This is a genomic window from Nocardia sp. CWNU-33 (genome assembly GCF_046764895.1).
Lineage (GTDB): Bacteria > Actinomycetota > Actinomycetes > Mycobacteriales > Mycobacteriaceae > Nocardia.
Map to the genome: position 1 here is coordinate 402,177 of NZ_JBKOQN010000002.1, position 13,091 is coordinate 415,267.

General features: G+C 67.2%; 13 protein-coding genes. 10 read left to right on the top strand and 3 right to left on the bottom strand.

Features of this window, described 5'->3' with window-relative positions:
* Positions 1-101: 101 nt before the first annotated feature.
* Together ACLMAL_RS04020 and ACLMAL_RS04025 are read left to right on the top strand one after the other, a co-directional pair.
* Complete coding sequence (locus ACLMAL_RS04020) at positions 102-671, top strand: helix-turn-helix transcriptional regulator (protein WP_411997815.1); 570 nt, start codon at positions 102-104, stop codon at positions 669-671.
* The gene (locus ACLMAL_RS04025; protein WP_411997816.1) at positions 668-1,051 is read left to right on the top strand and encodes a PPOX class F420-dependent oxidoreductase; all 384 of its coding nucleotides are present in this window, start codon (positions 668-670) and stop codon (positions 1,049-1,051) included. The genes ACLMAL_RS04020 and ACLMAL_RS04025 overlap by 4 nt, the downstream gene beginning before the upstream one ends.
* Positions 1,052-1,102: 51 nt before the next feature.
* Here the strand turns inward: ACLMAL_RS04025 and ACLMAL_RS04030 are convergent, their stop codons facing one another.
* Complete coding sequence (locus ACLMAL_RS04030) at positions 1,103-2,479, bottom strand: metallopeptidase TldD-related protein (RefSeq protein ID WP_411997901.1); 1,377 nt, start codon at positions 2,477-2,479, stop codon at positions 1,103-1,105.
* 20 nt (positions 2,480-2,499) lie between these two features.
* Positions 2,500-4,029: a TldD/PmbA family protein gene (locus ACLMAL_RS04035; protein WP_411997817.1), complete on the bottom strand. Its 1,530-nt coding sequence runs from the start codon at positions 4,027-4,029 to the stop codon at positions 2,500-2,502.
* 354 nt (positions 4,030-4,383) lie between these two features.
* Here ACLMAL_RS04035 and ACLMAL_RS04040 point away from each other — a divergent pair, with 354 nt between their 5' ends.
* A complete protein-coding gene (locus tag ACLMAL_RS04040; protein ID WP_411997818.1) occupies positions 4,384-5,040 on the top strand; it encodes a TetR/AcrR family transcriptional regulator in 657 nt (218 codons plus the stop codon).
* Between the two features lie 17 nt (positions 5,041-5,057).
* Here the strand turns inward: ACLMAL_RS04040 and ACLMAL_RS04045 are convergent, their stop codons facing one another.
* Positions 5,058-5,825, bottom strand: coding sequence for a sulfite exporter TauE/SafE family protein (locus ACLMAL_RS04045; RefSeq protein WP_411997902.1), 768 nt, complete (start codon positions 5,823-5,825; stop codon positions 5,058-5,060).
* 298 nt (positions 5,826-6,123) lie between these two features.
* Here ACLMAL_RS04045 and ACLMAL_RS04050 point away from each other — a divergent pair, with 298 nt between their 5' ends.
* The 7 genes from ACLMAL_RS04050 to lnt all read left to right on the top strand — a co-directional run bounded on the left by ACLMAL_RS04050 (position 6,124) and on the right by lnt (position 12,833).
* Positions 6,124-7,299: a sensor histidine kinase gene (locus ACLMAL_RS04050; protein WP_411997819.1), complete on the top strand. Its 1,176-nt coding sequence runs from the start codon at positions 6,124-6,126 to the stop codon at positions 7,297-7,299.
* 150 nt (positions 7,300-7,449) lie between these two features.
* Complete coding sequence (locus ACLMAL_RS04055) at positions 7,450-8,109, top strand: response regulator transcription factor (protein WP_328400561.1); 660 nt, start codon at positions 7,450-7,452, stop codon at positions 8,107-8,109.
* Between the two features lie 103 nt (positions 8,110-8,212).
* On the top strand, positions 8,213-8,713 hold the full coding sequence (locus tag ACLMAL_RS04060; protein ID WP_411997820.1) for an FxsA family protein: 501 nt from the start codon (positions 8,213-8,215) through the stop codon (positions 8,711-8,713).
* Positions 8,714-8,765: 52 nt separating this feature from the next.
* Positions 8,766-9,068 (top strand): chorismate mutase, encoded by a 303-nt coding sequence (locus ACLMAL_RS04065; protein ID WP_411997821.1) that lies wholly within the window; start codon positions 8,766-8,768, stop codon positions 9,066-9,068.
* A 63-nt stretch (positions 9,069-9,131) separates the two neighbouring features.
* Positions 9,132-9,383: a hypothetical protein gene (locus tag ACLMAL_RS04070; RefSeq protein WP_411997822.1), complete on the top strand. Its 252-nt coding sequence runs from the start codon at positions 9,132-9,134 to the stop codon at positions 9,381-9,383.
* Between the two features lie 28 nt (positions 9,384-9,411).
* The gene (locus tag ACLMAL_RS04075) at positions 9,412-11,010 is read left to right on the top strand and encodes an amidohydrolase (protein WP_411997823.1); all 1,599 of its coding nucleotides are present in this window, start codon (positions 9,412-9,414) and stop codon (positions 11,008-11,010) included.
* Between the two features lie 179 nt (positions 11,011-11,189).
* On the top strand, positions 11,190-12,833 hold the full coding sequence (gene lnt / locus ACLMAL_RS04080) for an apolipoprotein N-acyltransferase (RefSeq protein ID WP_411997824.1): 1,644 nt from the start codon (positions 11,190-11,192) through the stop codon (positions 12,831-12,833).
* The last annotated feature ends 258 nt before the right edge of the window (positions 12,834-13,091 follow it).

Sequence of the window (13,091 nt, forward strand, 5' to 3'; positions counted from 1 at the left end):
CACTGCAGTGATCAAATTTGACTACCCGAGGTTAGGGTGCCGTTCTGGCGGAAGTCAAGTTTGAGTAGCATGACTGTTGCTGTGATGAAAGGAGCTCGTTCATGTCGGCCGTGCGGCTGCTCGTCCTCGGTGTGATGCGGTTGCGTCAACCCACCTACGGCTATGCGGTGCGCCGCGAATTGTTGTCTTGGCGTGCGGAAACGTGGACGAACGTCAAACCGGGCTCGATCTATCACGCGCTCAGGCAGCTGACCCAGGAAGGCAAACTCAACGCCTTCGGGACCGAGGGCAGCGATCAGGGCCCCGGCCGCACCCTGTTCGAAGTCACCGAAGCCGGCGAGGCGGAGTTTCGCGCGCTGATGGACGAGGCGCTGGTGAGCATCGACATGGAAGAACTCGGCGCCGCGATCGCGTTCATGGACGCGCTGCCGCGTGCTCACGTCATCGAGAAGCTGCGCGAACAGCGCCGCCGCAGCGAAGCCGTCCGCAACGACCTGCTCGCCATGATCCCCTCGTTCCCCGGCCGCTACGAACCACCACACGCCACCGACCTGCTCGAACTGTGGAGCGGAGTGTTCGGTCACCTGGCCGGGTGGACCGACGGCCTGCTCGAACGGTTGGAAGCGGGCGAATACCGGATGCCCGACCGACCGAATACGCTGCCCTCATGACGAACACGCTCGGGGCCGTCGGCAAGGCGGATTATGTTCTGCTGACAACGTTCCGGAAGGACGGCACACCCGTCGGCACCGCCGTGTGGGCGGCAGCCGACGCAGGCAAGCTGTATGTGTGGACGGTGACCGACAGTTGGAAGGTGAAACGGCTGCGCCGTAACCCGGCCGTCACGGTGCAGCCGTGCAGCGCCTCGGGCAAGCCGCACGGCGAGGTGATCGAGGGCACCGGGCGGGTGCTCGATGCGGACGGCACCGAGCGGGTCCGCAAGCTACTCAAGAAGAAGTACTGGCTGCTCGGCCCGCTGGTAATTCTCGGAAGCACACTGCGCCGTGGCAAAGCGGCCACCATCGGCATCGAAATCACACCCGTCGCCTGACTGTCGCTGGGCACGGTCGGACGATCGGCCGCCGACCATTGCCCACGTCGGTCAGGTCGCCTGACTGACCGAAGACATGTGGAAGTCGGGAATTCGCAACGGCGGCATGGCCGTTCGGGTGAACCAGTCCTTCCATTCGCGGGGGAGCGTGGTCTCGGTCGCACCCGCTTCACTGACGCGGCGCAGTAGATCGATGGGGCTCTCGTTGAAGCGGAAGTTATTGACAGCGGCGGTGACTTCCCCGTTCTCGACGAGGTAGACGCCGTCACGAGTGAGTCCGGTCAGCAGCAGTGTGGCCGGGTCGACCTCGCGGATGTACCAGAGCGTGGTGAGCAGCAGGCCGCGTTCGGTACGGGCAATCATATCGTCGAGATCGGCGTCGGAGCCGCCGGTGAGCAGCAGGTTCTCGGCGGGCAGCGTGGTGGGCGCATCGAATTCGGCGGCGGTGGCGCGCGGATAGACGAGAGATTCGATGACGCCGTCGCGCAACCAGTCGACCCGCTGTGCGGGCATGCCGTTGTCGAAGACCGAGAGCGCCTCCGAGGAAGCGGATGTCGCGACGAACGGACGGTATTCGAGACCACCGGCCCACGGGTCGGAGTACAGGGTCAGCGGAATGTCGGTGAGCCGCTCACCGATTCGGGTACCGCCCGCGCGGGCAAAGGCGGTGTGACCCTCTTGCGCGCCGCGGCCCTCCATCTCCCAGGCCATGTAGATCATCAGGTCGGCGACTGCCGAGGGCGGCAGCAGGGTTTCGTAGCGGCCCGCGGGCAGCTCGACGCGCCGCTTGGACCAATCGAGGCGACGAGCGAGCTCGGTGAGCAGGCGGGGAATGGCGACATCGGTGAAGTCCGCGGTGCCGACACCGACCCAGGCGCTGGCCAGATCGGCCCCCTCGCCGCGTTTTCCATTGATCTCCACCGAACCGGTGGGCTGCACGAACCGGCGTCGGATACCGGTCGAGGTGCCGAGCCAGGTGGTGTGGATCTGGTGATGGGCGAAACCGTAGAGGCGCTCGGCACCGTCGAAACCCTTGGACAGGTCGCGGGCGAGGTCGGTGAAAACCTCGATGCCGGTGCTGCCCGGCGCCGCCGCCCAGTCGGCTGCGTCGTCGATGTCGGGGGTGAGCAACGGCATCGCGTCTTTGGCGGGTTCGGCGGTGCGGGCGGCTGCCTCGCTGGCACGCACGATGGCCTCGATGTCCTTCGGGTCGACACTGGTCGAGCTGATGCTGCCGACCCGCGCGGAGTTCGGTCCGTCGCGGAAGACCGAGATCACCGCCCAGTCGCGGGAAATCGAGGAGCCGTTGGTGGTCATCGAATTGCTTGCCCACCGCAGTGAAGCCTCGTTGGCGTCGGTGACGATCACTATTGCCTCGTCCGCGCGCGAGAGGGCGAGCGCCTGCTCGACGACCGCGCCCGCGGGCATCAGGCCGGTACCGATCGCGTTCACTGGCCCGCCTCCGTCCGGGTGTTGAGAATGTTGATGCCGCGCACCAGAATCGATGGGCAGCCGTGACTGACCGCGGCGACCTGACCCGGCTGGGCCTTGCCGCAGTTGAACGCACCGCCGAGCCGCCAGGTGGACGGTCCGCCCACGGCCTCCATCGAGCCCCAGAAGTCGGTGGTCGTCGCCTGGTAGGCGACGTCGCGGAGCTGGCCATCGAGCTTGCCGTCCCGGATACGGAAGAACCGCTGGCCGGTGAACTGGAAGTTGTAGCGCTGCATGTCGATCGACCACGACTTGTCGCCGACGATGTAGATGCCGTTCTCGACGCGCGAAATGAGTTCTTCGGTCGTGGTGTCGTGGGTGGGATCGGGTTGTAGCGAGACGTTGGCCATGCGCTGGATCGGAACATGGTGCGGCGAGTCGGCGTAGGAGCAGCCGTTCGAGCGGTCCAGCCCGAGACGCGGAGCGAACACGCGGTCGAGTTGGTAGCCGACGAGGACGCCGTCACGCACCAGATCCCAGCGCTGCCCAGCAACGCCTTCGTCGTCGTAACCGACGGTGGCAAGACCGTGCTCCTGGGTGCGGTCGCCGGTGACGTGCATGATCGGGGTGCCGTACCGCAGGGTGCCGAGCTTGTCCGGCGTCGCGAACGAGGTACCGGCGTAGGCGGATTCGTAGCCGATGGCGCGGTCGTATTCGGTGGCGTGGCCGATGGACTCGTGGATGGTCAGCCACAGGTTGGTCGGGTCGATGACCAGATCGGTGGGGCCTGCCTGCACGGTCGGGGCTTTTACCTTCTCGGTCAGCCACCCGGGGATCTGTGCGAGCTCGCCGCCCCAGTCCCACGTGCTGTCCGTGCCGGTGAGGTACTCCCAGCCGCGTCCCGCGGGGGGCGCGAGGGTGCGCATGGTTTCGAAGACGCCCGCCGCGGAATCGACGGTGATCGCCTCGAATTGCGGATACAGCCGTACCCGCTGCTGGGTGATGGTCGAGCCCGCGGTGTCGGCGTAGAAGGTCTGTTCCTTGACCTGCAGCACCGAGGAGGTGACGTGGTCGACGCCGTCGGCGGCAGACAGTCGGCCCGAATAGTCCTGCAGCAGCGCGACCTTGTCCGTGGTCGACACCGCGAAGGGGTCGATGTCATAGGACGACACCCATCGCACATTGTCGTAGCGGGGCTCCGCGGCAAGCTCGACGCGCTCACGGTTCAGCGCACGCAACGTCGTTGCCACCGTCACCGCGCGGCGGGCCACCTCGGTCGCGGCCTGTGGGGTGAGCGCGGCGTGCGAGGCGAAGCCCCACGTGCCGTCGACCACCACGCGGACCGCGAAACCGAGATCGGTCGCATTGGTGATTGCCTCCACTCGGCCGTCTCGCAAGCGGATCGACTGGGTGACCAGCCGGTGCACTCGCAGATCCGCGTGCTCTGCCCCCGCCGCCTTCGCCGCGGACAACGCGGCATCGGCGAGCGCGGTCAGCGGCAGCGAAAGGAACTCGGCGTCCACATCCTTGGAAGTCGCGATGCTCACCCGGACCAACTTAGTCGCTCCCCTCGCTACAGTGGCGCAGCACCGCAAATACACGCCGCGCGAGTATGCCTACGGCGCAATGTTGCATGAACTGCAAAGCGGCACACGATGCTTGCGCGGTGCCCCGTATCGCGACAGCCCAAAACGCTTGAATGGGTGAATGTTCGGCCGAGCCCTGGCGAACCGCGACGCACAGATCAGAGGTTCGTTGCTATCGGAAGTGCATGCTGCAGGACGCCGCGCCGGTCGTCGCAAATCGGGGTGGACGGGACTTCGACCATCGCAAATGGGTAACGGCACGCGCGAAACCGTCGCCTACCGTACCCAAGTCGCCAAATGCCGTACTGTGCCCGCGTGCCGCCATCCGCCCTCCGCGATCGCAAACGAGACCGTACCCGCCGCGCCCTCCTCGAGGCAGCCGTCGAACTATTCGAGAATAGAGGCTACGAGGAAACGACGGTGGCCGACATCGCCGCCGTGGCGGAGGTCGGCACCCGCACGTTCTTCAATTACTTCGCGAGCAAAGAAGAACTGCTGTTCCCCGAACAGGACGAACGCGTGCGCGCGGCGGTGGCCGCGATCGCCAGCCGTCGCCCCGGCGAACGTCCAGTGGAGGTGCTGCTGCGTGCGCTGCGCGCGGCGGGCGACAATCCCGGCGAACATCTCGTCGACGATCTGAGCGCGCGGATCGCCGCATTGCGCGCACAGGTCTCGCGGATCGTGCCCGCGGTGAGCGGGCGTGCGGCGCACGCACAGTTGGTCGCCCAGCGGGAGATCGCCAGGCAACTGCACCACGCGTTTCCCTCGGAACTGGACGAGGTCGGCGCCGCGGCGCTGGTCGGTGCGGTCGTCGGGGCTGTCTCCGGTGCGCTCACCGTGCTGTTCCAGAGTCCGCACGCCGGTGCGGAGGACGGCGAGCGACTGCACCAGCACATCCACGAAACGACTTCGCGGGTGCTGCAACCCTGGCTCGCCTCGAACTCCACCATGCACGCCCATCCGGTCGGCTGAGCACTGCGCTTGCCTCGTCAGCCGAATTGCTGCCAGCCCAACCGAACCACCATCACGATCACCACCACGAGCAGCACGATCCGCACGAACTCCGCGCCCTTGCGTAAAGCCATGCGTGAGCCGGCGATCGCGCCCGCCACATTGCACACGGCCATGGCCGCGCCGAGCCCGAACATGATGTGACCGGTCACGCCGAAGAAAATCAGCGCGCCGACGTTCGACCCGCAGTTGATCACCTTCGCCATCGCCGCAGCCCGCACGAACTCGGTGCCGAGCAGCGTCGCGAAGGTGATGATCAGAAACGTGCCGGTGCCCGGTCCGAGCAGGCCATCGTAGAAACCGACGAGCCCGGCGGCCAGCGCGACCACCAAGATGAATTTGCGCCGCGTCGGCGGATGCGTCGCGATCGTGACACCGATCGCTGGGCGCAGGGTGACGAAGACCGCGACCCCGACCAGCACCACCATCACGATCGGAATGAACAGGTCGCGGTCGATGAGGGAGACCGCGGCAGCACCGGCCGCGGCGGCCACCGCGGCGATGCCCGCGGCGGGCAGCAGTACCCGCCAGCGCATCGGAACCTTCCGCGCGAAGGTCGCTACCGAGGCTCCTGTGCCCGCGACGGCCGCGAATTTGTTTGTGCCGAGCGCGGTTTGCGGCGTGATCCCAGGCGATACCAGGAACAGGGTCGGCAAGATGATCAATCCGCCGCCACCGACCACCGCGTCGACCCAACCCGCGGCCGTAGCGGCAACCAGTAAGGCGGCCCAGTCTGCAAAATCCACGCGGTCAGGAAACCAGACGGGCGGGGGTCGGATCGTCGGCACCCATGTGCTGCGGCGGTCGACCTGCCGCTGCGCGCGGATCTCCCGAGCGTTCGCCATGCGGGAGCTGGGGTCGCCGGGCATGCCCGAGCCGGGGTCGGCCGCATCGATGAGATCGGCGGGAGCGCTGGTCTGTGTGGGTCGGGCCGACATGCGCGGAAGGTCGAACCGGCGCGCCGAGCTGATCACGCCCGGCCGACACGCGGGATCTCCCGATCGGCCCATCGAGTGTGTCCGAGCCCGACATAGGCTGATATTTGTGCGCCGATTCAGTCTGTGGCTTCGCGGTAGGCCCCTTGTCGCGGATTCGGGCCTGGCCATGGCGTTGTTGCTGCTCGAGGTGCTCGGCGTGGCCAATTCCGATCACAAGCTCGCCTATCTCGGCATCGGGGTGCTGCTGCCCGGTCCGGTGGCCTTCCGTCGGCTGTATCCGCGTGCGATGGCGGCAGCGATGCTAGCTCTGTCGATCACCTCCACGGTGGTCGGATATTTGGCGGAGGACAAGGCCGACCACATCGCACTGTTCGGGCTCGGCATCATGCTCTACACACTGGTCGCCTATGTCGGCCGCCGCGAGGGTCTGTGGTTCGCGGCTGGACTCGCGGTGGACAGCAGTTTTTCCTTCCTGCTGTTACACAAGCCCGCGGGCAGCGACGCCATCTTCACCGCGATGTTCTTCCTGCTGTGCTGGACGCTCGCGGAATTCATCGGTGCACGGCACGCCTATGACACCGAGGTCGCGGCACGACTCGCGGTCGCCGACTACGACCGGGAACGGCGTGCGCACGACGCGGTGTCCTTCGAACGCACCCGTATCGCGCGTGAACTCCACGACGTCGTCGCGCACGCGGTGAGCGTGATCATCGTGCAGGCCGACGGCGCGAGGTACGCACTGCGTCGCGACCCCGACGCCGCCGAGCAAGCCCTCACCGCCATCGCAGGCACCGGCCGCGAGGCACTGCGCGAACTGCGCCGCACCGTCGCGCTGCTGCGTATCGAACCAGCGCTCGAGCAGGTGCCGCAGCACGGGACCGCTGGCATCGCCAAGCTCGTCGAGATGATGCGCGGCACCGGCCTCGCCGTCGAACTAGAGCTGACCGGGGAACTCGACACCATCCCGCCCGAGGTCAGCCTCGGTGTGCACCGCATCGTCCAGGAATCACTGACCAACACCCTGCGCCACGCAGGCCCGCACCCGAAAGCCTGGGTCCGGGTGCTGCGGCGGGAGACCGACGTCCTGATCGAGGTCACCGACTCCGGCGGTATCCCGGTCCAGGACCCGAACGGCAACGCGATCAAGGGCGGCGGTATGGGGCTGGCCGGAATGCGTGAACGCATTGCCGTCCTCGGCGGCACCCTCGAAACGGGCCGCGCTACCGACTGCGCCTGGCGCGTGTGCGCGACTATTCCGCTCGACATCTCTGACGAGACCTGAGGCTGAGCCGGAATCATCCAGCAGTGCAACGGCTTCCGTGATGGGGCAGCCGAGACTGCCGGTCCGGGAAGGAAACAGGGCGGCACGGGATCGGAAGGTGGGCGAGGCGGGACCGGCGGGGTGGACCCGCAGGGACGATAGATTGGGCAGGTGCCGATCACTGTTCTCGTTGTCGATGACCAGGAACTCATGCGCATGGGGTTGAAGATGGTGCTGGGTGCGCATCCCGACATCGAGGTGATCGGAGAGGCCGAGAACGGCGCCATGGCGGTGTCACGAGCCAAGGAGCTGCGGCCGGATGTGGTGTTGATGGACGTGCGGATGCCCGTCGTCGACGGTGTCACCGCGACCGGGCGGATCGTCGATGCCGGCGACGGCTGCCGAGTGCTGGTGATGACGACGTTCGATCTCGACGAGCACGCTTTGGGGGCGCTGCGGGCGGGGGCGAGCGGCTTCCTGCTCAAGGACACCCCACCCGAGGATCTGATCTCCGCCATTCGGAGCGTGGCGGCGGGGGACGCGGTGGTGTCGCCCAAAGTGACCAAGCGGCTACTGGATCGGCTTATTGCCGACGACCCGGGTGGGATGCGTGACCCCGGTGTCCTCGACGTGCTGACCGCGAGGGAGCGAGAGGTGCTCGAGCAGATCGCCGCCGGTCGCTCCAATGCGGAGATCGCCGAGCAGTTGTACCTTTCGGAGGCGACCGTCAAGACGCATGTGGGTCGGGTGCTGACCAAACTCGGACTGCGCGACCGAGTCCAGGCAGTGGTGCTCGCATACGAGACCGGACTGGTTCGTCCTGGCGGGTGATATGGGTCGGCAAGCGGCAGATCTCAGCAAGCTATCAGCCCGGTTCGGGAGAAAATCCGCGCTGTGGTGCGTTGGATCGGGTAGATCGTCCGAAAGGATCGCCATGCCTGCCGTGTTGTTCGTGCTCTATGTGGTCGTCGAGATCGCCGCGCTCATCGGCGTCGGCCAGTTGATCGGTGTCGTGCCCACCATCCTGCTGCTGATTGCGGGATCGGCCGCGGGCATGCTGCTGTTCGGCTCGCAGGGCAGGCGGGTGTTCGAACAGTTCCGACGCGCAGGCCGCGGTGAGATCGCCCCCGGCACCGCGGCTGCCGATGGCGTGCTCGTCGCCGTCGGCGGCTTGCTGATGTTCATCCCCGGCCTTGTCACCTCGTTGTTCGGTCTGCTTCTGCTGCTGCCGCCGACCCGCTTCCTGGTCCGGCCCGTGGTGACCGCGTTCGGTGCGCGCCGCTTCGGCCGCTTGGCCGCGGCGATGCCCTACCGCGGTGTCGTCATCGACGGTGACGACATCATTCGCCGCGACGATGTCGTCGACGGTGTCGTCGTCACCGAGTGGTACGACGACGGACGGACCAGCACTCGCCGCGCGATCGACCGCGGCTGACCCATCGCGCTCGCACCGCCGAAGGGCATGCTGTGGCCTAAGGTCTACCGACATGTCTGATCCGGAGTCACTCGCACAGGTCCGCTCTCGCATCGATGCGATCGACGCGGACCTTGTCCGGCTCTTGGCCGACCGCCAGGAACTGGTGCGCATGGCCGCCACACACAAGACCGATGAGCACGCGGTGCGAGCGCCCGCCCGGGTAGAGCAGGTAGTCGCCTTGGCGCGGGAGCGCGCCGCCGCGGCGGGGTTGGCGCCCGCGGTCGCCGAATCGGTATGGCGGGCAATGATCGGCGCCTTCATCGAACTCGAACTGGCGGAGCAGGCCGCGATTCGCGACCGGTTCGGCACGTAGCGCTTTCGACCGCTGGGCACCCGCCTACTTCCCCACGGCGGTCCGAAGGGCTATCGTGCCCAGATGGCCACCGAGCAGCTCACCGTGACGGTGAGCCAGGAGTTGGCCGCAGCCGTCAGGCAGGCGGCGGCGGCTGCGGGACAATCTATTTCCGGATTCACGGCCGCGGCGCTGCGGCTGGAGCTCATTGCTGTGGAGGCGGGTTGCCGCGCTTCGGGCAGTGGGCACGGTTCGTCGCCGCCCGCGTATGCCGAAGTCATGGCGCTGTTGGCGTTGCCGCCCGACGAGTCACCGCAAACGGCGCTGAAAGGCTGACGAGCCACATACGGCAGACTGGTCTCCCGTGAGTACCCAGTTGCTGATCGGCGGTCGCTTCTACAGTTCAAGTTCACCCGACGCGACGGCGATGGCGGTGACCGACGGGACCGTGGTGTGGCTCGGCGCTGAGCAACCGGGCCGGGCGCTGCATCCCGATGCGGAGATCATCGACCTCGGCGGTGCGTTCGTGGCACCGGCGTTCGTCGATCCGCACGTGCATGTGACGGCGCTCGGCTTGAAGCTGACGGGGTTGGACCTGTCGCTCGCGCGTTCGCTCGCCCACTGCCTGGAACTGCTGCGCGAATACGCGACCGCACATCCCGAAGGGGCGATCCTCGGTGACGGCTGGGACGAGACGCGCTGGGCCGAAGGCAGGCCGCCGACTATCGAGGAGATCGACGCTGCGGCGGGGATCGGCCGTCAGGTCTACCTGTCACGGGTCGACGCGCATTCGGCAGTGGTGTCCACCGCGCTGTTGAACGCCGTGCCCCAGATAACCGGCGCGACCGGATTCACCAGGGGTGAACCCTTGCGCGCCACCGCGCATCACCTGGTGCGCACGACCGTGCTCGCGGGATTGGATCGGGCCCACCGTGATCGGGCCCGCCGGGCGGCTCTGGATGCCGCGGCCGCCCGTGGCATCGTCGCCGTGCACGAGTGCGCTGGACCGGAGATCGCGGGCCGCACCGACGTGCGCGAACTGCTCGGGTTCAAGCACGGTGTGGAAGTTCGGGCGTACTGGGGTGAGCTGGTGCGCACCGCGGACGAGGCGCGGGCCCTGGCCGGTGAACTCGGTGTGCATGCACTGGGCGGCGATCTGTTCGTCGACGGCTCGCTCGGTTCGCACACCGCCTGGCTGCGTGAGCCGTATGCCGACTCCAGCGGCTCCGGCATCGGCTACATCGACGCGGACGCGATCGCTGCACACGTGCAGGCGTGCACCGAGGCCGGCATCCAGGCGGGCTTCCATGTTATCGGCGACGCCGCGATGGACGCGGTGGTCGCCGGATTCGAGCGGGTGGTGACAGCTCTGGGCGGACCGGCCGTCGCCGTGCGCGCGCACCGCGTCGAACATGCGGAAATGATCGATGCCGAGCAGATCGGCAAACTCGCCGCCTGGGGTGTAATCGCCAGCGTTCAACCCGCTTTCGACGCGACCTGGGGCGGGCAGGACGGAATGTACGCCGCCCGACTCGGTGGCGACCGCGCCGCCACTTTGAATCCCTTCGCCGCGATGGCCGCTGCCGGTATCGCGCTCGCGATCGGATCGGACGCACCGGTCACTGCTCTCGACCCCTGGTCGGCCGTGCGCGCCGCCGTACAGCACCGTACTTCCGGCCACGGTCTCTCGCCGCGCGCCGCCTTCGCCGCAGCAACCAGGGGAGCGTGGCGAGCAGGCGGAGTTCGCGACGGCATCGCGGGCACGCTGATCCCCGGAGCTCCCGCCTCCTACGCGGTGTGGGACGCCGACGAACTCGTCGTCGCCGCAGCCGCCGACACGGTCCAGCGCTGGTCCACCGACCCGCGTTCCCGAGTCCCCGGACTGCCCCCGCTGGACCTCGATGCGGCACTGCCGACCTGTTTGCGCACCGTGCACCGCGGAGTAACGATTCATGAAGCGTGAAACCGGCGGTATCACAATGACATCGGATCTCGATGCCACCGCGCGGCCTGCATCGCGGAGCGCGCGACCGTGACGAACTCAGCAGGCCGCGGGTCGATGCGATCGGATTTATGGTCGATGGCCAGTGGGGACCCGGTGGGAGACGGGCCGATGGGTCTGGTGGCGGAAGGCGGCCACCGGTGAACCGCGAGTGGGTCGCTGCCGTGTGGCGGTATCTCACGACCCTCATCGGACGGCATCCGGTGTGGTGGCGGTCGGTGTCGGCGGTGCTCGCGGGTGTGTTGTTGTTCGGCAGCTTCCCACCGCGCCCGTGGTGGTTCCTCGCGCCGCTCGGCATCGCGGTGCTCACGCTGACGGTGCGCGGCAGTGGCAGGCTACGCGGCGGATTCGGCTACGGATTCCTCGCCGGCCTCGGGTTTTTCGTTCCACTGCTGCCGTGGACGGGGATCTACGTCGGCCCGGTGCCGTGGCTGACGCTTTCGACAGTGTGTGCGGTGTATATCGGACTTTTCGGACTGCTGGTGCGCCTGTTGTGCACGTTGCCTGCCTGGCCGCTGTGGGTCGCGCTGGCCTGGACGACGACGGAATGGGTCCGATCCAGCTTTCCCTTCGGTGGGTTTCCGTGGGGCCGTGTGGCATTCGGTCAGGCCGACGGATGGTATCTGCCGTTGGCGATGCTCGGCGGCGCTCCGTTGATCGGCTTCGGGGTGGCGTTGACCGGTGCTGCGGCGGCGGCACTTGTTCTCCAGCTGCGGATGGCAGCGCGTGCAGACGCCGAAGCAACCCGTAGCCGGCCCACTCGCCTCGGGATTATTACTGCGGCAGTAACTCTGGCTATCATGCCTTGCGCCGGAGCGATCCTCCGGTCCGCGCTGCCCGACCCGGAGGATGGCGACCGGATGATCACGGTCGCCGCGATCCAGGGCAGCGTGCCGCGGCTCGGGTTGGACTTCAATGCGCAGCGGCGCGCCGTGCTGGACAACCATGTCCGGCGTACCGAGGAATTGGCTCGGGGAGTCGCGGCGGGGCAGGTTCGCAAGCCGGACATCGTGATCTGGCCGGAGAACTCGTCGGACATCGACCCATTGCGCAACGCCGACGCGGGCGCGCTGATCACCGAGGCTTCGCAGCAGATCGGTGCGCCCATTCTGGTCGGCGCGGTGCTGGTGAACGCCGACCGCACGACGACCAATTCGGTGATCGTATGGAACGGCGCGGCGGGTCCGGGGGAGCGGCACGACAAGAAGATCATCCAGCCGTTCGGCGAATACCTGCCGATGCGCAGCTTCTTCCGACTGTTCTCCGAATATGCCGATCGTGCCGGATATTTCGTGCCCGGTCACGGCGACGGTGTGGTGCGCGCCGACGGCGTCGAGATCGGTGTTGCCACCTGCTATGAGGTCGCCTTCGATCGGGCCTTCCGTGATTCGATGCGGGCGGGCGCCCAACTGCTGACCGTGCCGACCAACAATGCGACCTTCGGCGACAGCGAGATGACCTACCAGCAGCTGGCCATGTCGCGCGTGCGCGCGGTCGAGCACGGCCGCGCGCTCGTCGTCGCCGCGACCTCCGGTGTCAGCGCGATCATCGGGGCGGACGGTGCGGTACAGCAGGAGACCGCCAAGTTTGTGCCCGCCGCGCTGGTCGCCGAGCTACCCGTGCGCAGCTCGATGACATTTGCGACCCGAATCGGACCCGCGCCGGAACTGCTCTCGGTTATCCTGACCACTGCCGCTGTGGTGTTCACGGTTACCCGGCGGCGCAATGCCCGCGGTAGCACAGCGACCGGTGCGGATGCTTCCCTCGATGAGCCGGTCGGTTGATCCTGGCGCGCGTTCGATCCACGCTGCCGCCGATGGTTCCATGCGGCGGTTGATCTTCTCCACGCAGCGATGACACTTCCAATAACCGAACATTCGGTATCTTTTGGGGCAGGTGTGACTGGCGGATGCCCGCCCCGCGGTCCTGTGCACCATTCGCCATGCTGTAGCCAGAACTGAGATTTACTGCCCCGCTTGTCGCCATATCCCGCCGTCTAGGGCCTATTTTCGCCGAAATTGTCAGTTTGCGGAGACGTAGCT

Coding starts and splice junctions, on each gene's coding strand:
- ACLMAL_RS04070 (WP_411997822.1), top strand. CDS start 9,132: ATGGCCACCGAGCAGCTCACCGTGACGGTGAGCCAGGAGTTGGCCGCA.
- ACLMAL_RS04065 (WP_411997821.1), top strand. CDS start 8,766: ATGTCTGATCCGGAGTCACTCGCACAGGTCCGCTCTCGCATCGATGCG.
- ACLMAL_RS04060 (WP_411997820.1), top strand. CDS start 8,213: ATGCCTGCCGTGTTGTTCGTGCTCTATGTGGTCGTCGAGATCGCCGCG.
- ACLMAL_RS04020 (WP_411997815.1), top strand. CDS start 102: ATGTCGGCCGTGCGGCTGCTCGTCCTCGGTGTGATGCGGTTGCGTCAA.
- ACLMAL_RS04030 (WP_411997901.1), bottom strand. CDS start 2,479: ATGCCCGCGGGCGCGGTCGTCGAGCAGGCGCTCGCCCTCTCGCGCGCG.
- ACLMAL_RS04025 (WP_411997816.1), top strand. CDS start 668: ATGACGAACACGCTCGGGGCCGTCGGCAAGGCGGATTATGTTCTGCTG.